At 70.7% G+C, this 22,299-nt stretch carries 13 protein-coding genes; 5 read left to right on the top strand and 8 right to left on the bottom strand.

Going from position 1 to position 22,299, the window contains the following annotated elements:
• Positions 1 to 16 precede the first annotated feature (16 nt).
• The 4 genes from O7617_RS31440 to O7617_RS31425 all read right to left on the bottom strand — a co-directional run bounded on the left by O7617_RS31440 (position 17) and on the right by O7617_RS31425 (position 7,514).
• Positions 17 to 2,407: a nitrate- and nitrite sensing domain-containing protein gene (locus tag O7617_RS31440; RefSeq protein ID WP_282260120.1), complete on the bottom strand. Its 2,391-nt coding sequence runs from the start codon at positions 2,405 to 2,407 to the stop codon at positions 17 to 19.
• A 253-nt stretch (positions 2,408 to 2,660) separates the two neighbouring features.
• Entirely contained in the window at positions 2,661 to 3,167 is a 507-nt protein-coding gene (locus O7617_RS31435; protein ID WP_282260118.1) for a helix-turn-helix transcriptional regulator, read from the bottom strand.
• A gap of 220 nt (positions 3,168 to 3,387) precedes the next feature.
• Entirely contained in the window at positions 3,388 to 4,680 is a 1,293-nt protein-coding gene (locus tag O7617_RS31430; protein ID WP_282260117.1) for a cytochrome P450, read from the bottom strand.
• A 479-nt stretch (positions 4,681 to 5,159) separates the two neighbouring features.
• Positions 5,160 to 7,514: an AbfB domain-containing protein gene (locus O7617_RS31425; protein WP_282260116.1), complete on the bottom strand. Its 2,355-nt coding sequence runs from the start codon at positions 7,512 to 7,514 to the stop codon at positions 5,160 to 5,162.
• A gap of 241 nt (positions 7,515 to 7,755) precedes the next feature.
• Between O7617_RS31425 and O7617_RS31420 the strand changes: the two genes are divergently transcribed.
• The 3 genes from O7617_RS31420 (at position 7,756) to pdxY (ending at position 10,738) form a co-directional block, all read left to right on the top strand.
• Positions 7,756 to 8,772: a LacI family DNA-binding transcriptional regulator gene (locus tag O7617_RS31420; RefSeq protein ID WP_282260115.1), complete on the top strand. Its 1,017-nt coding sequence runs from the start codon at positions 7,756 to 7,758 to the stop codon at positions 8,770 to 8,772.
• Between the two features lie 176 nt (positions 8,773 to 8,948).
• On the top strand, positions 8,949 to 9,743 hold the full coding sequence (locus tag O7617_RS31415; protein WP_282260114.1) for a serine protease: 795 nt from the start codon (positions 8,949 to 8,951) through the stop codon (positions 9,741 to 9,743).
• Positions 9,744 to 9,886: 143 nt separating this feature from the next.
• Positions 9,887 to 10,738: a pyridoxal kinase PdxY gene (pdxY, locus tag O7617_RS31410; RefSeq protein WP_282260113.1), complete on the top strand. Its 852-nt coding sequence runs from the start codon at positions 9,887 to 9,889 to the stop codon at positions 10,736 to 10,738.
• A 76-nt stretch (positions 10,739 to 10,814) separates the two neighbouring features.
• On the opposite strand, the gene O7617_RS31405 is transcribed toward pdxY, so the two are convergent.
• From O7617_RS31405 to O7617_RS31390, 4 genes are all read right to left on the bottom strand, one after another.
• Positions 10,815 to 11,147, bottom strand: coding sequence for a putative quinol monooxygenase (locus tag O7617_RS31405; RefSeq protein WP_282260112.1), 333 nt, complete (start codon positions 11,145 to 11,147; stop codon positions 10,815 to 10,817).
• A gap of 120 nt (positions 11,148 to 11,267) precedes the next feature.
• Entirely contained in the window at positions 11,268 to 12,686 is a 1,419-nt protein-coding gene (locus tag O7617_RS31400; RefSeq protein ID WP_282260110.1) for a PQQ-binding-like beta-propeller repeat protein, read from the bottom strand.
• Positions 12,687 to 12,801: 115 nt separating this feature from the next.
• Entirely contained in the window at positions 12,802 to 13,740 is a 939-nt protein-coding gene (locus O7617_RS31395; protein WP_282260109.1) for an acetamidase/formamidase family protein, read from the bottom strand.
• 96 nt (positions 13,741 to 13,836) lie between these two features.
• The gene (locus O7617_RS31390) at positions 13,837 to 14,862 is read right to left on the bottom strand and encodes a polysaccharide deacetylase family protein (RefSeq protein WP_282260108.1); all 1,026 of its coding nucleotides are present in this window, start codon (positions 14,860 to 14,862) and stop codon (positions 13,837 to 13,839) included.
• Between the two features lie 457 nt (positions 14,863 to 15,319).
• Between O7617_RS31390 and O7617_RS31385 the strand changes: the two genes are divergently transcribed.
• Together O7617_RS31385 and O7617_RS31380 are read left to right on the top strand one after the other, a co-directional pair.
• Positions 15,320 to 16,399 carry a glycoside hydrolase family 19 protein gene (locus tag O7617_RS31385; RefSeq protein WP_282260107.1) on the top strand — a complete coding sequence of 360 codons (1,080 nt, stop codon included), beginning with the start codon at positions 15,320 to 15,322 and terminating at the stop codon, positions 16,397 to 16,399.
• A 277-nt stretch (positions 16,400 to 16,676) separates the two neighbouring features.
• Positions 16,677 to 22,289: a GH92 family glycosyl hydrolase gene (locus O7617_RS31380; protein ID WP_282260106.1), complete on the top strand. Its 5,613-nt coding sequence runs from the start codon at positions 16,677 to 16,679 to the stop codon at positions 22,287 to 22,289.
• The last annotated feature ends 10 nt before the right edge of the window (positions 22,290 to 22,299 follow it).

Here is a 22,299-nt window from a genome sequence, read left to right as displayed (position 1 = left end):
GTGCTCTCCTGTCGCGTCATTTGTTGCCGAGGTTGATCGGGGTGCGCCGTCGGTTCGCCACACCCCGCGCGTACGCGGCCATCGCCGTGGCCACCTGGGCCGGGTCGCGGTACTCGGATCTCTGTTGCTGCTGGGGCACCGTCACGCCGCCGGGCACGAGATGCCGTTGTGGCTGCCGTTTGGGCAGACCTGACGTGGTGGTCGTGGTGACGTCGGGGGAGTGCGCCTGGGCGGCGGTGCGCCAGGCGTCGTCGGCGGGGCTGGACCACTCCCGGGTCTCGTGACCGTCGACGACGTCGCTCTGGAACCAGTGGTTGACCTGCTCGAAGATGAGGAGCTCCTCGGTGGGCGCGTCACCCCGGTCCGGGGGTGGGGCAGCCGGTCGGAACACCGGCGCCGCCGGCAGGGTCCGCTCGGCCGGTGGGTGTCCGGCGGTGGGCTCCGGGCGCTGCTGGTACGGCGGCGGGGCGCCGGCGGTGCGCGCCGCCCGCCGGGAGAGCCGCCCGGGTGCGAGCAGGTACTCCTCCGGCGGCAGCGACCTGATGATCGCCGCGGGCAGGGTCGCCTCGGCGAGGGTGCCGCGCCGGGGACCGCGTCGCAGTTGGACGGTGGCGCCCAGCCGTTGGGCCAGCTGACCCACGACGACCAGCCCCATCGCCCGTACGGCGGCCACGTCGATGGCCGGTGGGCGGGCCAACAGATCGTTGAGCTGCTGCATCCGCTGGGGTGACAGGCCGACGCCCTCGTCGCTGATCTGGACGATGACGCGGTCGCCCAGGCTCCGGCCGCTCACCCAGGTCTCACTGCCCGGTGGCGAGTACGTCGTCGCGTTGTCCATGAGTTCGGCGAGCAGGTGCACGACCTCGTCGACGGTCTTGGCGGCCACGGCGACGTCACCGTCGATCATGCCGAGCCGGATCCTCGCGTAGTGCTCGATCTGCGACAGCGCGGCCTGGAGCACCTGTTGCAGGGGGACGTCGCGCTGTCGTACGCGACCGACGCCGACGCCGCCGAGCACCAGCAGGCTCGCGTTGATGCGCCCCATCCGGGTCGCCAGGTTGTCCAGCGTGTACAGCTGGTGGAGCCGGTCGGGGTCGGTCTCGTCCCGTTCGACCAGGTCGACCTGGGCCAGGACGGCGTCGACGAGCCGTTGTTCGCGGCGGCTCAGGTGGATGAAGATGTCGGCGGTGTTGGCGCGCATGACGGCCTGCTCGGCGGCGGTGCGGACGGCGGCCTGGTGGACCGCGCTGAACGCCTGGCCCAGTTCGCCGATCTCGTCGTCGCTGGACGGTTCGAGGGCGGTGGTGGACTGTTGGCGGGCCAGCTTGTCCGGGTCGACGGCGGCGCTGCCCGGTTGCTGAAGCTGGGCCACCACCGCGGGGAGCTGCTCGAAGGCCACCGCGTTGGCCGCGTCCCGCAGGCGACGCAGGCGCCGGGTGATCTGCCGGGCGACGACCCAGGTCACCAGGGCGGTGAGGACCAGCGCCAGGAGGACGCCGACGGCCTCGGCGACGGCTCGGCGGCGCTGGTCGGCGTGCGCGGCCCGCACGTCGTCGCGGACCGCGGTGTCGACCCGTGCCCGCAGGTCGGCCAGTCGGGCGGCGCGGGTCTGCGTGGTGGACACCCAGGCGGCGGTCTCCAGCTGCAACCGGGATCCGGGCTGGGCCCGGGACACCTCGTCCTGCATCCGTTGCAGGGTGAGTGCCTCCTTGCCGGTGCCGGCCTGCTCCCACCAGCTGTTCCAGTCGGGGGGAGCCAGGGCCAGGAACGACAGGCTCGACTCGGTGTAGCTGGTGCGGGCGGCGGTGATGTCCTGCTGCATGGCGGGGGTCAGCTCGCCACCGGTCACCGCCCGCAGCACGGCGACCTGTTGCTGACCGATCGCCTCGGCCGTCTTCGACAGCGCCGCCGCGGCGCGGATCCCGTCGGCGAGTCGGGCGTCGACCACGCCGTGCGAGACGGCTTCCCGGAAGTTGATCAGATCGGCGATCGCGATGCGGTAGCTGAAGGTCATCGCCGACACCGACGCGTGGGTCGCCGTGCGTACCTGGGTGCGCAGCGGGGCGAGCCCGTCCAGGGCCACGTCGATGCGGCGCAGGAGGTCCCGGTTGGCGTCGGCGTCGGCGGTGAGTCGCTGTCGCTGCGCCCGGTAGCGGCTCACCGCGTCGTCGGTGGCCGTCATCTCCGCGGCGAATGCGTCCTGCTGCTCCGGCGCGCCGTAGGTGAGCAGGTCGGCGGCGGCGATCCGCTCGCGTTGCAGGCGGTAGGCGAGGTCACCGGCCTCGGCGCCGACCTGGGCCAGGATCCGGAGGTCGCTGGCACGGGCCGTCTGGCGGGCGCTCTCGGTCAGTGCGAGCCCGGCGAAGCCGATGACGGCGACGAGCGGTGCCGCGACGATGAGGCGCATCCGGCCGGCAATCTTCCAACCGCGTCGACGGGTGGGGTAGGGTCTGGCCGCGTGGGACCGGGTGCTCGACGCCAAGATTGACTCCCACGACTCGTCGATGACGGTCTATCCGCACGTTGCCGAATGCAAGTCCCATTCGGCCGGAAGCCGCGCTCGTAGACCAGACCTGGCCGTGGTACAAACTGCCCGTACCAGCATCTGTACCCAACGTCAGCAACCGGTGACGCCGCGAGACGGTGCTGGATACGTGGGGTCAGCGCTGGTCGTGGGGGTCGGAGGTCAGCTTCGCGGCCTCCGGTGTCTGCCGTCGCTGCGCGTCGCTCGACTCACCCGGCTCGGCCGGGGCGCTGAGCACCTGGCCGATCAGCTCACGCAGCTCGTCGATCGCGTCCACCACGGCGCCCGGGTCACGCGCGTCGCGCCGATCACGCTGACGCGGCACCGGCGGCTGCTGTCGAGACGGTTGCGGGTCGCGTGGCCCCCGACGACCGTCGGCCGCCAACTGCTCGGCCGCCACCTGCGGCCAGAGCGCCGCGAGCCGGCCGCCGGTGCCGAGCACCTCGTCGCACCGCAGCGCGAACTCCTGACTGCCGAACCGGCGACCCGACTCGACCGCCGCGACGGTCTCCCGGCTGAACCGCACCAGATCCGCCAGGGCCCGCTGGGTCAGACCCCGCCGGACCCGGCAGTCGCGCAGTTCCCATCGGAACCGCTGACTGGCCGCGGAGTGAGCAGAGCTCGACGGGGACGTGTGCTCCATGCGCTCACCTTCGTGGCTACGGGAATCAGCAGCGGACGCCAGATCGGGATTGGCGGATGAGCTGAACATTCATAGAGGGCAATTCTTAACCCAGGATGCGATGGGTGTGAAGACGTTCGCCGACATCGATCCTCGAACGCAGTGGGAAGGGTGCCTGCCGGGCCTGCGGCGCGCGCCGGGCAACGCGACCCCGCCCCACCCGCCAGGCGGCTCGCCCATGTCACGCGGCGTGCGCTTCGGCCGCCATCCCATCGCGGGTGGCCGGGATGTCGGCGGGCGGCCGGACGTCGATTGTCGCGAGCAGCGTGCGGTGCGCTCGAAATGCGACATTCGGCTTGTACGAGCGTTGCTGCTCGCTCGTCAGGCGTAGGCCGGGAATGGCGTCCGCGAGGCGGCTGACGGCGATCTCGGCCTCCAGTCTCGCCAATGCCGCTCCGATGCAGAAATGGGGTCCGTGGCCGAAGGCCAGGTGATTCCCCACGTCGGCGCGCGCCGGCTGAAACCGGTCCGGGTGGGCGAACACCGCGGGGTCGCGGTTCGCCGCTCCGATCAACAGCAGGCAGCGCGCCCCCGCCGGAATCGTCACCGCCCCCACTGGGACGTCCCGGGTGGTCACCCGGAGCCAGCCGTCGATGGCGGGCGCGAAGCGGAGCGTCTCGTTCACGAACGCGGGGACGCCCCTCGGGTCCGAGGTCAACGCCGACCAGCGCTGCGGGGTGGACAGCGCCTGGTCGAGGGCGTGCGCGAGGAGCCCGGCGGTGGTCTCGTGGCCGGCGACCAGAAGGTTGAAGGCCAGGCTCGCCACCTCCGGCACCGTCAGGACCGCGTCGTCGTCGTCCCGGTACGCGAGGGCGCGGCTGATGAAGTCGTCGCCCTCGTGTCCGGCGGCCACGCGTCGCTGGACGAGGTCCTGGCAGTAGTGCCAGAACTCCAGCAGGTCCCGCGCCAGGCGTACCTGCTCGGCCGGGTCGGGCTGCCCCCACACCAGGGCGATCTGGCCGTCGGCCCAACTCCTGATCCGTCCGATGTCGGCGTCGGGCACCCCGAGGATGTCCAGGACCACCAGGAGGGGCAGCTCGGTGGCGAACTCCGGGATCAGGTCGATCTGGTCGCCCTGGCGGGCGGCGAGTCGGGACACCAGCTGGTCCACCCGGCGTCGAACGATGGCACCGTAGTCGGCCTCGACCCGCTCGGCGGTGTTCGCGAAGGTCGCCCGGAGCGCCCGCCGGGTGCGGGGGTGCGCCGGCGGGTCCGCGGCGGCCGTCGTGGGTGGCGCGTCGATCTGGACGAGCACGCTCATCGCCTCCGGGCACACCTCGTAGACCGGGGCGAGGGTGAGAGCGTTGGCGAAGGTCGTGACATCGGCGAGGGCCCGCCGGACGTCGGCGTGCCTGCTGATCAACCACAGGCCCAGATCCTCGGCGTAGTGCACCCCGTCGGGATCATCGAGAATGCGCCGCCAGATGCTTGCCGGATCGGTGAGATAGATTCCGGCGAACGGATTCAACCGCATGGAACGCCTCCTGATGCACGCGGCGCGAAACCGGCAGCGGCCCCATTCGACGATCCACGTTCAGTCGGGGCGATAATGGCGCGCATCTGCCTATGGCTCTTTACGGTGCGCTGAGCGGCTGCACAAGTCAAGATTGGTCAACGTCTATTTATTGCGGGACATAATGCGCGGTGCAATCGCCGGGTGGACGTGGCTGGATGCAACTTGCGAGGCGGTCCTTGTCGTCAGCCGACCCGGCCGGACGGGCCACGACGATCAGGGGTGGCTGAGGCGGGCAACCGGCCATGACGGACGGTGTATTCGACGCGCCGCTTACCCTCATGACCGGGAGAACGATCTTCCTGCCGACGGGTGACGTCGGCCTGCCGTCGCGGTCCCGACAGTGGGGGCCGCGTGCCGACCCCGGGTCGCGGGGGCCTCCGGACCGGCCGGAGACCCCCGCGTCACGTCCTGGTCTGACGAGCCCCCGGATGGGCGGGTCAGGGCGTCCAGGGGGTGGTGACGTTCCAGGTGCTGTCGGCGGTCCACGAGGCCGGTGAGTTGTACGCGTCGCCGCCCGCGCCGTTGCTGAGCCAGATCTCCGCGTTGTAGTGACGCAGGTACCTGCCCCGGAAGTTGTACGACTCCAGCGACACACCCGAGCCGGTCAGTCCGACCCGAGCGCACCAGGTGGCGTCGGCACGCATCAGCGCCGAGCCGTCGTCAGGCGAGTTGCGGACCCGGGAGTTCTGGTGGCGGAGGAACTCGCCGGGGAAGTTGACCGACTCGAACGAGTAGCAGCCGGCGTCGGCCAGGCCGGTCCGGACGGTGTACGTGGCGTCGGCCTTGAGCAGGCTGGAGCTCGCGGCGTCGACGACCTCCGTGTACGCGAGGCTGTCGCGGTGCCGCAGGTACCGGTTGGTGTAGCCGGGCGTGGTGACCTGCAACGACCGTCTGGTGTTCAGCGGCAGGGCGACGGGGGCCGAGCTGCCGATGCTCTTCGAGGCGTTGATCAGGGCGGTGTTGGCGGCGCGCACCCGCGCCTGATCCATCTTGACCACCTGCCGGTCGTAGGTGAGGAAGCCGTTCAGCTCGCCCTCCAGGTCGGTGATCTCGGTGTACACCGAGGCACTGAGCCCCTTGCCGAGCATCAGGTTCTGGCTGCCCTGCACCAGCCCCACATACCGGTCGGTGAGGGCGGCCGAGCTGGTCTGCCACTCGTAGGCGAAGAAGCTGCCGCTCGGGCTGTACTCGTGACCCGGGGTGTGCAGGCCCAGCCCACCGAACTCACCGAGTACGGCGATACGGCTGCTCGACGGAACGGGGGAGTCGGGCCCGAGGTAGACGTGCCAGTCGTCGATGTCGCCGTTGCCGGGGTTGCCGAGGGACTGGCAGCAGTTGTGGCCGCTGTGCGGGTTGACCAGGCGTGTCGGGTCCTGGTTCTTGATGTTCTGCGCGACCCGTCGGGTGTCGGCGAGGGACCGCTCACCCCACCCCTCGTTGTACGGCGTGTAGGCGACCACGGCGGGCGAGCTGCGGTGCTCGTCGACGATCTCGCGTGCCTCCGCCTCGAACTGGGCCTGCTGGGCGTCGGTGGGGTCGACGTCCTGCGCGGTCAGCGACGGGATGTCCTGCCAGACCAGTAGGCCGAGCCGGTCGGCGTGGTAGAACCAGCGCTGCGGTTCGACCTTGATGTGCTTGCGCACCATGTTGAAGCCGAGGTCCTTGTGCTTCTGCAGGTCGAAGGCGAGGGCGGCGTCGGTCGGCGCGGTGTAGAGACCGTCCGGCCAGAAGCCCTGGTCGAGGGTGCCGACCTGGAACACGAACTGGCCGTTGAGCTTGGGGCGCAGGACCCCGTTCACCAGACCGGTGGTGACCTCCCGCATGCCGAAGTAGTGCGTGGTCCGGTCCACCGTGGCGTTCGCGGCGTTGCGGAGGCTGATCCGCAGGTTGTAGAGGAACGGGTCGTCGGGTGACCAGCGGCGGGCGTTGGGCACCGGCACGCTGAAGTCGGTGAACCCGCCGGTGGCCGTGCCGACGACCGTGCTGCCGTTCAGCGCCTCGGCGAGCACGCTGTGGCCGCTCACGTCGCCCCGGGTGAACACCCGGACCCGCACTGTGTTGGTGCTCAGGTTCGGGTAGACGTCCACGCTGCTGATGGAGGCGGCGGGCACCGGCTCCAGCCACACCGTCTGCCAGATGCCCGAACTGGGCGTGTAGAAGATCCCGCTGGGTGTCTTGGTCTGCTTGCCGATGGCGGGCAGGCTGCCGTTCTGGCGGGTGTCGGTGGGATCCCAGACCTTGACGACGATCTCGTTCGTGCCGGTGGTGAGCTGGGGGGTCACGTCGAAGGTGAAGGCGTCGTAGCCGCCGGTGTGCGCGCCGACCCGGGTGCCGTTGACCCAGACGGTGCTCTGCCAGTCGACGGCACCGAAGTGCAGCAGGGTGCGGCGACCCGACCAGTTCGCCGGGATGGTGACAGTGCGTCGGTAGAACAGGTAGTTGCGATTGTCGTTGGCCGCCCTCCGGATGCCGGACAGGGCGCTCTCCACCGGGAAGGGCACGTTGACCCGCTCGGGCAGGTCGGTGCCGAACTGCGGGGCGTCGTCGGTGGCCGACTGGCGTAGCTGCCACTCGCCGTTGAGGTTGAGCCAGTCCGGTCGCGTCATCTGTGGTCGCGGGTACTCGGGCAGGGGCGTGCCGACCAGGGCCTGGTTGGTCCAGGGAGTGGTCAGGGGTGGCGTCTTGGCCGGCGCGGCGTGCGCCGGCGGGGTCGGCGCGGCGAGAACGCCGACGACCAGGGCGAGGATGAGCAGCAGCGGCAGGGCGGGGCGGATGGAAACCTGACGTGTCATGCCGTCTCCGGGGGGCGAGTGCGCCACGGGCGGTGCAGCCAAGCCCGAAGCGCGTGGGCGGTGGGCATCGGGTGGTGGTCGACGACAGACGGACGTCGGTGGGCTCTCCGCGCGCCAGGGTGGTTGGCATATTGACTTCCGTCATCGCCTCTATAACGTTATAGAGGCGAGCCGGCCTCCCGTCAATCATTGTTTGTCGATGTCCGTCGGCTCGACGTTCCGCTGCGTGAAGGGTTGCTGGATGGGCGTCAGTCTCAAGGACATCGCCCGACACTCCGGCGTGTCGTTGGCGACCGTCTCGAACGTGGTCAACGGGTATCGGCCGGTGGGGGAGCGGACCCGGCAACGGGTGCAGCAGGCGATCGACGAACTCGGGTACAGCCCCAACCTGGGCGCCCGGCACCTCCGACGGGGGCGTACCGGGCTGATCGCCCTGGCCATCCCGGAGCTGAACAACCCCTACTTCGCCGAACTCGCCGAGATCGCCATCGCCGCGGCCGCCGGGCTCGGCTACACGCTCGTCATGGAGAACACCGCCGCCGACCGGGGGGCCGAGTTGGCTCTCCTCGACGGGACCCGGCGGCACATCATCGACGGCCTGATCCTCAGTCCGGTGCGAATCGGCCGGGAGGAGGTGCTGGCCCGCACCGTGGACACCCCGCTCGTGTTGATCGGTGAGGGTGTCTCCGACGTGCCGTACGACCACATCGCCATCGACAACGTCGCCGCCAGTCACGCGGCGATCCAGCACCTCGTGGCGATCGGCCGCCGACGGATAGCGTTCATCGGCGCCCCGGCCGGCGGTGACCGGCAGTCGGCGCACCTGCGGGTGCGCGGCTACCGGGAGGCGCTGACCGCCGCCGGTCTGCCGTACCGCCCCCGGTTGGTCGCCCGCACCGACGCGTTCGGCCGACTCGACGGCAAGCGCGCGATGCGTGACCTGCTCGCCCTCGGCGACCCACCCGACGCGGTGTTCGGCTACAACGACCTCGTCGCCATCGGCGCGCTGCGGACGTTGGCCGAGGCCGGTCTGCGGGTGCCGGAGGACGTCGCGGTGGTCGGGATCGACGACATCGAGGAGGGGCGTTTCGCCACGCCGACCCTCACCACCATCGCGCCGGACAAGAGGGAGATCGGCCGTCTCGCGGTGCGCCGCCTCGTCGCCCGCATCGAGGGTGCGGCGGTGGCGGCGCCGCTGACCGTGCAGACGCCGTTCCGGCTGATCCGACGCGAGAGCACCGGTACTCCGGGCGGGTGACAGCGCTCGTCCACCCGATGTCCGGCCGAGTCCGCGCGTGTACCGGTCGAGATCCATAGCGCCGGTGGTACGACCCAGAGAGGATGACCCGCTAGATCCATGTCCCTCAATATGATGACCGCTATCTCGAATGCCGGTGCGCTCACGAGGCGTGCCATCCTGATGCGGAGGAATGCATGGTTCGCTGGCGTACCCTCACTGGTCTGTTCGCCACCGCGTTGGCCGCGGTGACCGCGGCCAGCCTCACCCTCACCGCGCCGGCCGCCGCGGCCGACAACCCCATGACGCCGAACGTCGTCGGGGGCACCCGCGCCGCTCAGGGCGAGTTCCCGTTCATGGTGCGACTCTCGATGGGCTGCGGCGGGGCGCTGTACAGCCCCCGACTGGTGCTCACCGCGGCCCACTGCGTGGGCGCGACCGGCACCAACACCAGCATCACCGCGACGCTCGGGGTGGTGGACCTCCAGTCGTCCAGCCGGATCACCGTCCGGTCGAACTACGTCTACCGGGCCCCCGGCTACAACGGGGCCGGCCGGGACTGGGCGCTGATCCGACTGGCCAGCCCGGCCAGCGGACTGAGCACGCTGCCGATCACCACCACGACCGCCTACGACAGCGGCACCTTCACCGTCGCCGGGTGGGGCGCCGCCCGCGAGGGTGGCGCCCAGCAGCGGTACCTGCTCAAGGCGACCGTCCCGTTCGTGAGCGACTCCGTCTGCAACGCCAACTACGGTGGCGACCTCATCCCCGCCCAGGAGATCTGCGCCGGCTACGCCGGCGGCGGCACGGACACCTGCCAGGGTGACTCGGGTGGCCCGATGTTCCGCCGCGACGCCAACAACGCCTGGATCCAGGTCGGCATCGTCAGCTGGGGCAACGGGTGCGCCCGGCCCAACTACCCGGGTGTCTACACCCAGGTGAGCTACTTCGCCTCGTCGATCGCCTCGGCCGCGGCGAGCCTCGGCGGCTGACCGTACGACCGCTCGGGCGGCCCGGACGACGGTGTCCGGGCCGCCCGCTCGTGCCGTCACCGACGGGTGGGCGGCGAGTGGGCCGGCCGACAGATTCGGCGGGCCGCGCGTGCGGCTCCCGCCACGACGGCCATGATGAGCCGGTGAAGATCCTGTCCATCCAGTCGTCGGTCGCCTACGGGCACGTGGGCAACTCGGCGGCGGCGTTTCCCCTGCAACGGCTCGGGCACGAGGTCTGGCCGGTCCTGACCGTGCACTTCTCCAACCACACCGGGTACGGCGCGTGGCGCGGGCCGATGCTGGCGGCGGCCGACGTCGCCGAGGTGATCGCGGGCATCGCCGACCGTGGCGCCCTCGGCGACGCCGACGCGGTGTTGTCCGGTTACCAGGGCGACCCGGCCATGGGGGCGGTGATCCTCGACGCGGTCGAGAAGGTCAAGGCCCTCAACCCGGCGGCGGTGTACTGCTGCGACCCGGTCATGGGCGACACCGGCCGCGGGATGTTCGTCCGCCCGGGCATTCCGGAGTACCTGCGGGACACCGTCGTGCCGCGGGCCGACATCATCACGCCGAACCAGTTCGAGCTCGACTTCCTCGCCGGGCGTACGACGACCTCGTTGGCGGAGGTGCTCGACGCCGTCGACGTCGTACGCGCGACCGGCCCGAGGCACGTCCTGGTGACCAGCGTGCTGCACGGCGACCTGCCGCCGGGCTCGCTGGAGGTGGTGGCCGTCTCGGACGAGGGCGCCTGGGCGGTGACCACACCGCTGCTGCCGATCAACCCGAACGGCGGGGGCGACGTCACCGCTGCGTTGTACCTCGCACACCTCTGCACGACGGGCTCACCCGCGATCGCGGTGGAACGCACCATCGCGTCCGTCTTCGCCGTGCTCGAAGCGACACTGGCGGCCGGCACCCGGGAGATCCAGCTCGTCGCCGCGCAGGACGTGATCGCCGACCCGCCGGCCCGGTTCACCGCCCGCCGGCTCCGCTGACGACGGGTCCGCGGTTCGGCGCTGCTGTCGGCGGGTCGGTGACGGACCCGCCGACGACCCGACGGCGGGGGTACGGTCAGCGGCCCTCGGGGACGGCCATCTCGCCGAGCAGCGACCAGTCGTCCTGCGGCACAGTGGCGTTCACGATGCGCGGGGTCTCCGCCAGGTGCGGCGGCAGCGTCTCCTGGGCCTTGCGGAAGTGCGCGGACTGCACGTGCGCCCCGCCGGCATCGCCGTCGCGGAACGCCTCGACCAGCACGTACTCGGTCGGGTCGTCCACGCTGCGCGACCAGTCGAACCACAGGCAACCCGGCTCGGCCCGGGTCGCCTCGGTGAACTCGGCGGCGATCTGCGGCCACTGGTCGGCGTGCTCCGGCAGGATGCGGAACTTGGCGGTAATGAAGATCATGGCCCCAGGCTACCGAGCCCGGCCGGGCGCGGACGGGCCAGCCGCCCAGCGTGGCGGACGCGTCACCGCCCGCCCGAGGGCGGTGCCGCCCCCGGCCGGGACGGCACCCGCGACCATGCGTCAGCCCAGCCGGCGGATGTCGCCGAAAGCCCGGTAGAACCCGCCACGGCTGGACTCGCGGACCTCGGTCACCAGGTAGCGGGCACCCGGCTCGCGGATGCCCTTGGGGAACTGCACGGACCAGTCGCGTCGATAGCCGTCGGAGAGCACCTGGACCCGCAACCGCCCCCGGTCGTCCAGGCACTGCACCACCACGCCACCGCCGAGCTCACTGGTGACCTCCACGACTGTCGGCTGCACCGGTCGCGGGGCTTGGCGGGGTGCCTTGATGTCGCGTACCTCGGGCACGTCACCGGCCTGCGCTGCGCGGATCGCCGGCTCGCTCGCGTCGATGCAGGCCAGGTGGCCGCCGGTGGTGACGACGTAGAGGCGGTCGTCGTGGTACTGCATCGAGTACGCCGAGCCGCAGCCGGTGCCGAGCTTCCACAACCGGGTGCCGTCCGCGTCGAAGCAGTAAATCGAGGACTGGCTGTCGCCGGCGAAGACGTACCGACCGCCCTCGGCGGTCGCGCAGGAGAACACCGGGGCGTCGCAGCGATAGGTGCGCTCGTGGCGACCCGACTTGGACAGGCGTACCACCTCACGGGTGCTCGTCCCGGCGAACACACTGCCGTCCTCCTGCCAGCCGAAGAGCACCGAGCCGGTCCTGGTGTGCCACAACTCGCTGCCGGTGCGCCACTCGTAGCCGGTCACCCCCTGCGAATGACCGTGGTAGATCGCGTCGCGGTCGCACCGCACCATCCAGGCCGAGCGCCCCCGACCGGGCCTGCGCCACAGGAACTCGTCCTCGTGGTCGACGGCGGTGATTCCGCCGTCGGCGTCGGAGACACCCAGGACGCCGTCGTGGATGTCCAGCCAGTAGATGTCGATCTCGGGAGCGATCGCGTACGCCACCCGGGGCACCTTGCCGGACAGGTCGTAGACGTTGCCGTCGTCGCAGCCGGCGTAGACCCACGCGTCGTCGGCGACGATGCACTTCACCCCGTCGGGCAGACGCACCTGACTGCGCACCCGGGCGTCGTGGTCGAGAGTGGTGATCACGCCGTGCTCGTTGCCGACCATGCAGTGCTCGCCGTCGACGAAGATGCCGAAGGCGGGGGCGCCGGAGTCGTAGCGCCAGAGCACCGGGGCGGTGTGTGCGGTCGAGCGGGTGCTGACGATCTGCCGCCGGGAGACGGAGCGCTTCTGTCGGACACCCGGCACGGCCGGCGCGTACCCCTTGCGGATCTTCTCGCCGATCTTCTTCGCCGCGGCCGCTCGGGCGCGGGCGTTGTCCGGGTAGGCGCTCGCCTTGACCTGCCCCTGGTCGCCGATCCGGCCGTAGCGCACGGTCAGCGTGGCGTTGTCGACGATGACCTCGTAGAACTTGTGTGCACCGTCCACTTCGGACAGTTCGAGGTAGGTCGTCTCCTGGGACATGGGTGGCCTCCGAGGGTCAGCTACCGGCCCGACGTGGCCGGCGCGGCGACAGTGACCACACGCTAGCGACCGCCCCCGACAGAACCGGCCCACCGTGGTCGGCGCCGACGCGTGGTCACCGCCCGGGTCGGCCCAGCGCGTCGTCGCGCAGCACCGCGTGCGCGCCGACGGTCTGGTTCACGATCTGGGTCACCCGGACGTCGACCGCGATGCTGGCCAGCGCCACCGCGTCCGCGCGGCTGAGCCCGTGCAGACGTTGCATCAGGGTCAACATCGAGTCCAGTGCGGTGAACGTGGCGTCGTCGAGGGACGCACCGACGCCCAGGGTCAACCACGCGTCCGGGGTGCGTGCCACCGGGCCGCTGAGCGGAAAGTCGTCCCGGACGTCGAGCGTCAACGTCACCTCGTCCATCGGGCACTCGATCGCGGTGCCGCCGACCTCACCGTCGCCCTGTGCGGCGTGCCCGTCGCCGACCGAGAACAGCGCGCCGTCCACCGGGATCGGCAGGAACAGGGTGCTGCCGGCGGTGAGGTCCCTGCAGTCCAGGTTTCCGCCGCAGGGGCGCGGTGGGATGGTCGAGTGACGTCCCGGCTCGGACGGTGGCATGCCGAGCACCCCCATGAAGGGCCGCAGGGCGACCGTGTGGCCGTGCTGGTTGCGGCCCGTCATCGTCACCGGGTCCAGCGTCCAGGCGTGCACCACCGGCTGTTCCTCGACGCCGTAGTGCTTGTTGAAGTCGCTCGGCCAACCGCCGGCGACGGTGGTCCCCCAGGCGGCCGGCACGACCGCGTCGATGCGGACCGCGAGGGTTTGACCGGCGCGCGCACCGCGGACGGCGACCGGACCGATCAACGCGTGTCCGTGGTCGGGGCGATGCTGCGCGACCCGGGGGCGCTCCCGGTTCGGTCCGCCGGGGTACGGGCCGGCCGACCACCAGCAGTCCAGGGTGCGGTAGGTGACGGTGTCGCCCGGGTCGATGGTGAGCACGGGTGGGAAGTCGGGGGAGAAGTGGCCGTGCAGGGTGCCGTCCCCCGGCGTGAGGGTGTGTCGCATGACGTGCAGGCTAGTGGCATCCGCTCGGCGTCATGGAGTGCGCGGTGCGCGGCGGGTGCCGGGCGCACCCGCCGCGCACGTCTCGCCCCGGCGGTGTCAGCCGGAGGTGCAGGAGCGGATCTGCGGGCGGGCGCTGCTGTTGCCGTTGGTCATCGTGGTGAAGCCGAAGGTGTTGCCGCTGCCGTTGGACCGCATGGTCATGACGGTTCCGCTGCTGTCCCAGGTGGCGGTGCCGTTCCAGATGGTGGAGACCCGCTGCGGGGAGGTCAGTGCCACCACCACCGTCCACGTGTTGGCGCCGCTGACCGTCACCGACGTGTTGTACCGGTCGCCCCAGACGTTCGTTGTCGTCGCCGTCGCGGTGCAGCTACCGCCGGTGGGGGGTGGGGTGCCGCCGTCGGGCGGCGGGGTCGTGCCGTCCGGCGCGACGGCCCGCCCGGTGGACGGTGAGATCATGCCGGGGCACAGGTTGCGGCTGGTCAGGTTGGCCACGATCTGCGGGATCGCGTCGCGGGTGTTCTGGATCCCGTCGTGCATGAGGATGACCTGACCGGCCTGCAGGCGGCTCGCGTTGGCGACGATCTGGCTGACGCCGGCCCCGTTCCAGTCCTGCGAGTCCACGTCCCACAACACCTGCCGCATGCCGAGCGAGGACGCGACGGACTGGAGCGTCGAGTTGGTCTCCCCGTACGGAGGCCGGAACAACACCGGCCGGCTGCCGGTCGCCGACTGGATCGCCGAGCTGGTCTGGGACAGGTCCGACTGCATCTGCGACTGGCTCATCGAGGTCATGTGCGCGTGGTTCCAGCTGTGGTTGGCGACCCACATGCCGGCCGCGACCTGTGCCTGAGCGGCCGAGCGGTTGTTCTGGACGTTCTGCCCGACGTTGAACATGGTGGCCCGTACGCCGTTGCTGCGCAGCACGTTCAGCAGTGCGCCGGTGCTGCCGGTGGGGCCGTCGTCGAAGGTGAGGCCGACGTACCCGTTGCAGGTGGCGGCGTTCGACGGCGTCGAGGTGGCCGCGAGGACGACGCCGCACATCGCGACGGCGGTGGCGAGGACGGCGAGCGCCGCGCGCAACCGCCTCGACCACAGGGCCGTGCGGGGGAAGAGCCTGCTCATCTGGTGCCCCTTCGCGCAGGCCCGGCCGCGCCCGCTGCGTGGGCAGCACGGTCCGGACGGGTGTGGATGAGTGGGGAGGTCATGCCGACCGACGTGGTTCGCATCGACCTCGATGGATCGGAGTATTACAGCGAGAATTCCAACGCGTCAACAACTTCCGGAACGGCTCCGAAACGCATCAGCGAGGGTCGTGCCGCATCGACAAGGTCGGTGCGCTGCATGTCTGACCGACGGGCATTCCTGCGCGTCGACAGCCGGCCCGCGATCGCCGGTTGATTCGTCGCCCGATGATCCGGAAGGAAGCCGGAAATACCGGCGTCGATGTGGCGCGACCCTCGGCGACCGGCTCAGCGGTCTCGCCAGAAACAGTAAAGAGTGTGAACAGAAGATGTTACAGTCACTCCCATCGATACCCGGCTGGATTCCGGCCGATGGAACACCAGGAAGGAGTGATCCCATGACGAGACTGCGCGCGCTCGTCGCGCTGGCGGCACTGGTCGTCGCCGGCGCGTTCGTCGCGGTCATCCCGCCGACCGCCGCGTCGGCGGCGGCCTGCTCGGCAGCGTGGCAGGCATCCGCCGTCTACTGGGGAGACGCCCAGGTCTCCCGCAACGGTCGCAACTACCGAGCCAAGTGGTGGACCCAGAACGAGGCGCCGCCCGGGACGACGGGCGTCTGGGAGGATCTCGGAGCGTGCGGGGGAGGCGCCACGCCACCCACCGGAGGCACCTGCAACCACCCGAACTGGGTCGCCGGCACCTGGTACGCCGCCGGGGCGATCGTGCGGTACACCAACGGTCTCTACTACGTCGCCGAGCACGACAATCCCGGGTACGACCCGGTCGTCAGCACCTGGTACTGGGAGCCGTACACCTGTGGCGGTCAGCCGCCGACCACCCCGCCGCCCACCAACCCGGGAGGCTTCGTGGTCACCGAGGCGCAGTTCAACCAGATGTTCCCGGGTCGCAACTCCTTCTACACCTACTCCGGGCTCGTCGCCGCGCTCAGCGCCTACCCGGCGTTCGCGAAGAGCGGCAGCGCCACCGTGCAACGTCAGGAGGCCGCCGCGTTCCTGGCGAACGTCTACCACGAGACCGGTGGGCTCGTGCACATCGTCGAGCAGAACACGGCGAACTACCCGCACTACTGCGACCCCAACCAGTCGTACGGCTGCCCGGCCGGGCAGGCGGCCTACTACGGGCGCGGGCCGATCCAGCTCAGCTGGAACTTCAACTACAACGCCGCCGGTATCGCGCTCAACCTGCCCCTGCTGACCAACCCCTGGCTGGTGCAGAACGATGCCGCGGTGGCCTGGAAGACCGGGATCTGGTACTGGATGACCCAGAACGGGCCGGGCACCATGACCGCCCACAACGCGATGGTCACCGGGGCCGGGTTCGGCCAGACCATCCGCAGCATCAACGGCTCGATCGAGTGCAACGGCGGTAACCCCGCCCAGGTGCAGAGCCGCGTCACCAGGTACCAGCAGTTCGTCGGCATCCTCGGTGTGTCGGCCGGAGCCAACCTCTACTGCTGATCCGGCCGGGCCTCGGCGTCCACCGCCTGATTCCGCTGTGGCAGCTGGATGCCACAGCGGAATCACCCGCGGCCTCGAGGCCCGGTACGCGTCGCCGGGGGCAACCCGTTGACAGGGCCGTGGTGCGACCGGAACTATCAGCGAACAGTTCACCGCTCCGACCGTCGTTGCTCGCCGACCGGAATGACAACGATGTCAGGGCCTGATCACCGCACGCTCCACACCGCCCCGACCTTCGACGTACTCGACCGGTTCGAGTCGAAAGGCACCGTCCCTCATGTCACATCGCCCCCCTGCACGTCCCCTGTCTCCCCGCCTGGTCGCCGCGACGACAGCCGTCCTGCTGCCGCTCGGGCTGCTCGTGGCCGCACCCCTGGCCAACGCCGCTCCCGCGGCCACGCCGGGCGACTTCAGCTCCTCGTTCGAGACCGCCGACCCGCAGCCCGCCACCAGCACGGTGGAGGTCGGCCCGAACGGCAAGCCGATCCAGGCGAACCTGAGCGGCACCGTCGCCACGCTGCCCGGCAGCCTGCTCGGTCAGGTCAGCGCGGTGACCGCGAGCGACGAGTACCAACCCCGCGAGATCGCCGCGAACCTCGCCGACGACGACTCCTCGACCAAGTGGCTCGTGTTCCAGACGACCGGCTGGGTGACCTACCGGTTCGCCGAGCCGGTGACGGTCAAGCGCTACTCGCTGACCTCGGCCAACGACGCGCCGAGCCGCGACCCCAAGGACTTCGTCGTGCAGGGGTCGACCGACGGCACGTCGTGGACCGACCTGGACAAGCGCTCCGGTGAGAAGTTCGGCGGCCGGTTCGCCACCAACCGCTACAGCGTCACCAACACGACCGCCTACGCGTACTACCGGCTGAACGTCACCGCGAACTCCGGCGACGACCTGCTGCAACTCGCCGACTGGAACGTCAGCGACGGCTCGGACGTCCACCCACCGGCCACCCCGATGGTCAGCGAGGCCACCGCCGGCCCGAACGGCGGCTACACCACGAAGCCGGACGCCGGGTTCACCGGCCTCGCCGCGCTGCGCTACTCCGGCGGTGCCCAGGGCGACGGCCGCTCGTACGCCACCAACAAGCTGTTCGACGTCAACGTCCCGGTGGGGCCGAAGACCCGACTGTCCTACAAGATCTTCCCGGAGTTCACCGCCGGGAACGCCCGGTACCCGTCCACCTACGCCGCCGTCGACCTGCACTTCACCGACGGCAGCTACCTGAGTGGACGCTCCCCTGTCGACCAGCACGGATACCCGCTCACCCCGGCCGGTCAGGGCGCCTCGAAGGTGCTCTTCGCCGACCAGTGGAACCTGGTGCAGGCCGACCTCGGCACCGTCGCTCGCGGCAAGACGATCGACCGGATCCTGCTCGCGTACGACAACCCGCAGGCCACCGGTGACACCCAGTTCCAGGGCTGGCTCGACGACATCGAGCTGACGGCCACGCCGCCGTCGATCGACGGCTCGAAGCTGACCAACTACGTCGACACCCGACGCGGCACCAACTCGACGAGCGGTTTCTCCCGCGGCAACAACCTGCCGATCACCGCCGTGCCGAACGGGTTCAACTTCTTCACCCCGGTCACCGACGCCACCTCCAACTCGTGGGAGTACGAGTACCACCGGGTCAACAACGAGGCCAACCTGCCCATGTTGCAGGGCCTCGCGATCTCCCACGAGCCGAGCCCGTGGATGGGTGACCGCAACCAGATGTCGGTGATGCCGGTCGTCGGCGGCGGCTCCCTGACCGGTCAACCGGCCGGCCGCGCGCTCGCCTTCGACCACGACGACGAGATCGCCCGGCCGGACCTCTACCGGGTCACGCTGCAGAACGGCCTCGTCGCGGAGATGTCGCCGACCGACCACGCCGGGATCATGCGGTTCACCTTCCCGACCGGGCAGGCGACCGGCAGCCTCGTCTTCTACAACGGCACGTTCACCATCGGCACGGACGGCACCCTCACCGGCTGGGTGGACAACGGAAGCGGTCTGTCCGCCGGCCGTAGCCGCATGTTCGTGGCGGGATCCTTCGACCGGACGCCGACGGCATCGAGCGCGACCTCGGCCACCTTCGACGTCTCCACCACCCGGGAGGTGACGATGCGCCTCGCGACGTCGTTCCTCTCCGTCGACCAGGCCCGCCGCAACCTCGACCTGGAGGTCACCGGTAGGAGCTTCGACCAGGTCCACGCCGCCGCGACGGCAGCCTGGAAGGACCGGCTCGGCCGGGTCGAGGTGCGCGGGGCCACCGAACCGCAGCTGGTCACGATGTACTCCAACCTGTACCGGCTGAACCTCTACCCGAACTCGCAGTCGGAGAACACCGGCACCGCCGCCGCGCCGCGCTGGCAGTACGCGAGCCCCGTCTCCGCGCCCACCGGCGCGTCGACGCCCACCCAGACCGGCGCGAAGATCGTCGACGGGCAGATCTACGTCAACAACGGCTTCTGGGACACCTACCGCACCGTGTGGCCCGCCTACGCGCTGCTGTACCCGGACGTCGCCGCGAAGATCTCCGACGGGTTCGTCCAGCACTACCGTGACGGTGGCTGGATCGCCCGCTGGTCGTCTCCCGGCTACGCCGACCTGATGACCGGCACGAGCGCCAACGTGGCCCTGGCCCAGGCGTACCTCACCGGGGTCAAGCTGCCCGACCCGCTCGCGGCGTACGACGCGGCGGTCAAGGACGCGACCGTCGCCTCCGGGCGCAGCGCGGTCGGCCGCAAGGGCATCGAGACCTCCCTGTTCCTCGGCTACACGCCCACCTCCACGGGCGAGTCGGTGTCGTGGGCCTTGGAGGGCTTCATCAACGACTACGGCATCGGCAACATGGCCGCGGCGCTCGCCAAGGACCCGGCCACGCCGAAGTCGGAGCGCGCCCGGCTCAAGGAGGAGTCGCGTTACTTCCTGGAGCGTGCCCGCAACTACGTCCACCTGTTCGACCCGAAGACGAAGCTCTTCCAGGGCCGCGACGCCGCCGGTGACTTCCTCGCCGGCGACCCGCTGGACTGGGGTGGCGTCTACACCGAGACCAACGGGTGGAACTTCGCCTTCACCGCCCAGCAGGACGGTCAGGGCCTCGCCAACCTGTTCGGCGGGCGGCAGGCGCTGCGGGACAAGCTCGACACGTTCTTCTCCACCCCGGAGAACGCCGACCGCCCCGGTGGGTACGGCGGCATCATCCACGAGATGGTCGAGGCGCGTGCGGTGCGGATGGGTCAGCTCGGCATGAGCAACCAGCCGTCGCACCACATCCCGTACATGTACAACTTCGCGGGCGCGCCGGCCAAGACGCAGGCGGCGGTACGCGAGATCCTGCGCCGCCTCTACGTCGGCAGCGAGATCGGCCAGGGCTACCTGGGCGACGAGGACAACGGCGAGATGTCGTCGTGGTACATCCTCAGCTCGATGGGCATCTACCCGCTGCAGGCCGGCTCGGCCGAGTGGACCATCGGCTCGCCGCAGTTCACCAGGATGACGGTGCGTCGGCCCACCGGCGACATCGTCGTCAACGCGCCGGCCAACAGCACGCGCAACATCTACGTGCAGGACGTCAAGGTCAACGGCAAGAAGCAGCACGGCCTGTCGGTGGACGTCGCCGCGCTCGCCAAGGGCGGCACCATCGACTTCCAGATGGGCCCCGACCCGTCGTCGTGGGGCGGCGGCAAGAAGGACGCGCCGCCGTCGCTGACCAAGGGTGAGGACGCGCCGAAGCCGTTGCAGGACACCACCGGCCCCGGTCTCGGCACCGCGACCGCGACCGGCGGTCAGGACGCGTCGAAGCTGTTCGACGACTCGTCGACCACGCAGCTGACCTTCGCCTCGGCGACCCCGCAGATCACCTGGGCCGACCGTGGTGGGAAGCAGAAGCCGACGTACTACACAGTGACCTCCGGGGCGGCGGCGGGCGACCCGGCGGACTGGCGGTTGCAGGGCTCCAACGACGGCCTCACCTGGACCACTGTGGACTCGCGCAGCGACCAGGTGTTCCGCTGGCGCAACCAGACCCGGCCGTACTCGATCGACAAGCCGGGCCGGTTCGCGCAGTTCCGACTGGCCGTGACGAAGACCGTCGGCGCGGCGCAGACCAACCTCGCCGAGATCGAGCTGCTCGCCGGTGGGGACCTGACCATCGGCGGCGGCGACATCACGGTGACTGCCGAGGGCACCGTGCACGCGACGTCCGGCGTACCCGTCTCGGTGCCGCTGGCGTCCGTCACCGGCGGCAGCGCCGACGGCTACCGGGCCACGATCGACTGGGGTGACGGCACTCCGGTCACCGAGGGCACCCTGACGCTCAGCTCGCGGGCCGTCTACCGCGTCGGTGGATCGCACACCTACGCCACGCCGGGCTACCACCAGGCCGACGTCACGGTGACCGACGGCGAGAGCCAGAGCTCCGCGACGGTCGGCGTCGAGGTGGCGTACGCCCCGACGTCCGGCCTCACCGCCGCCTTCGACACCGTGTGCATCGGTGACGAGGGCGCCCTCGCGGCGGACTGCGACGCCAAGTCGTGGGCGTACTCGCGGGCGGCCCTGACGGCGGGCGGCGCGATCCAGGGCCAGCGGCAGCAGGTTCCCGGCACGGCACTGCAGTTCACCCTGCCGGTGATCCCGCCCGGACAGCCCGACAACGCCACCGGCAACGGCGCGACCGTCGTCCTCGACCTGCCCGCCGACGCGCGGAACATCTCGTTCATCGGCGCCGGTACGCAGGGCGACCAGAGCACCACCGGCACCGCGACGTTCAGCGACGGCAGCACCGCCGGCATCCCGATCCAGTTCAGCGACTGGACGCTGGGCGGCAACGCCAACGGCACCCCGTCCTACGGCAACATCGTCGTCGCCAAGACGGCGTACCGGCTGCACGGCACCAGCCGGGACGGCGCCCAGCCGTTCCTGTTCGCCACCGCGCCGTACCATGTCCCGGCGGGCAAGACGCTGGTGTCGGTGACCCTGCCGACGCAGACCGGCGATCCCCGCTCGGCGGGCCGGATCCACGTGTTCGCCGTCGCGAACGACGGCACGCCGGCTCCCGTGCTGACCACCGACGCCCCGAAGGACCAGACGGCCACCGCCGGGAAGGCCCTCACGGCCGACCTCGGTGCGGTGACCGGCGGCGTTCCCGGTACGACGGGCTACCGTGCCCGCGTCCAGTGGGGTGACGGCACGGCTCCGGACGACGTCACCATCGACGCGTCCGGTGCCATGAGCGGGCAGCACACCTACACCCGGGACGGCACCTACCCGGTGCACGTCACCGCATGGGACACGCAGTCCAGCCGCACCGAGTCGTTCACTGTGACCGTGGCGAGGGGCGGATCGCAGCCGGCGATCGCGCTCTCCACGTCGGGCAGCGTCACCACCGGTGGTGCGATCACCGTCGACGGCAGCGGGTTCGCTGCGGGCGAGCAGGTGACGGTCAGCGTCGGCACCGATCCGTCCCGGACCACGAAGGTCGCGGCCTCCGCGAAGGGGACGGTACGGGTCTCGGTTCCGACGTCCGACGACGCTCAACCCGGCCGGTACGCGGTCACCGCGACCGGCGCGTCCTCCGGTACGCCGGCCACGGCCACCGTCCAGGTGACCGAACCGGCGCAGGCGCGGACCTACCAGCCGAGGGTGGTGCTGTTGACGGCCTCGGGGCCGCGTGCGACGGCGATCACCGTCGACGGTTCCGGGTTCGTGCCGAACGAGGTGGTCACGGTGGCCTTCGGCGAGGGTGTCGCGGTCAGCACCCTGCGCGCGAACGGTGACGGTGTCATCTCGGGCGCGACGGTGAGCGTTCCGGGGGCGGCGAAGCCCGGGGCGACAAGCGTCACGCTGACCGGTGCGACGTCGGCCACGAAGGTGTCCCGACCGTTCACCGTCACCGGCTAACGCCGCCGGG

Origin of the sequence: Micromonospora sp. WMMD1155, from assembly GCF_029581275.1 — a bacterium.
Classification (GTDB): domain Bacteria; phylum Actinomycetota; class Actinomycetes; order Mycobacteriales; family Micromonosporaceae; genus Micromonospora.
The sequence above is the reverse complement of the archived record's forward strand: the minus strand, read 5'-3'. Positions and strand labels throughout refer to the sequence as shown.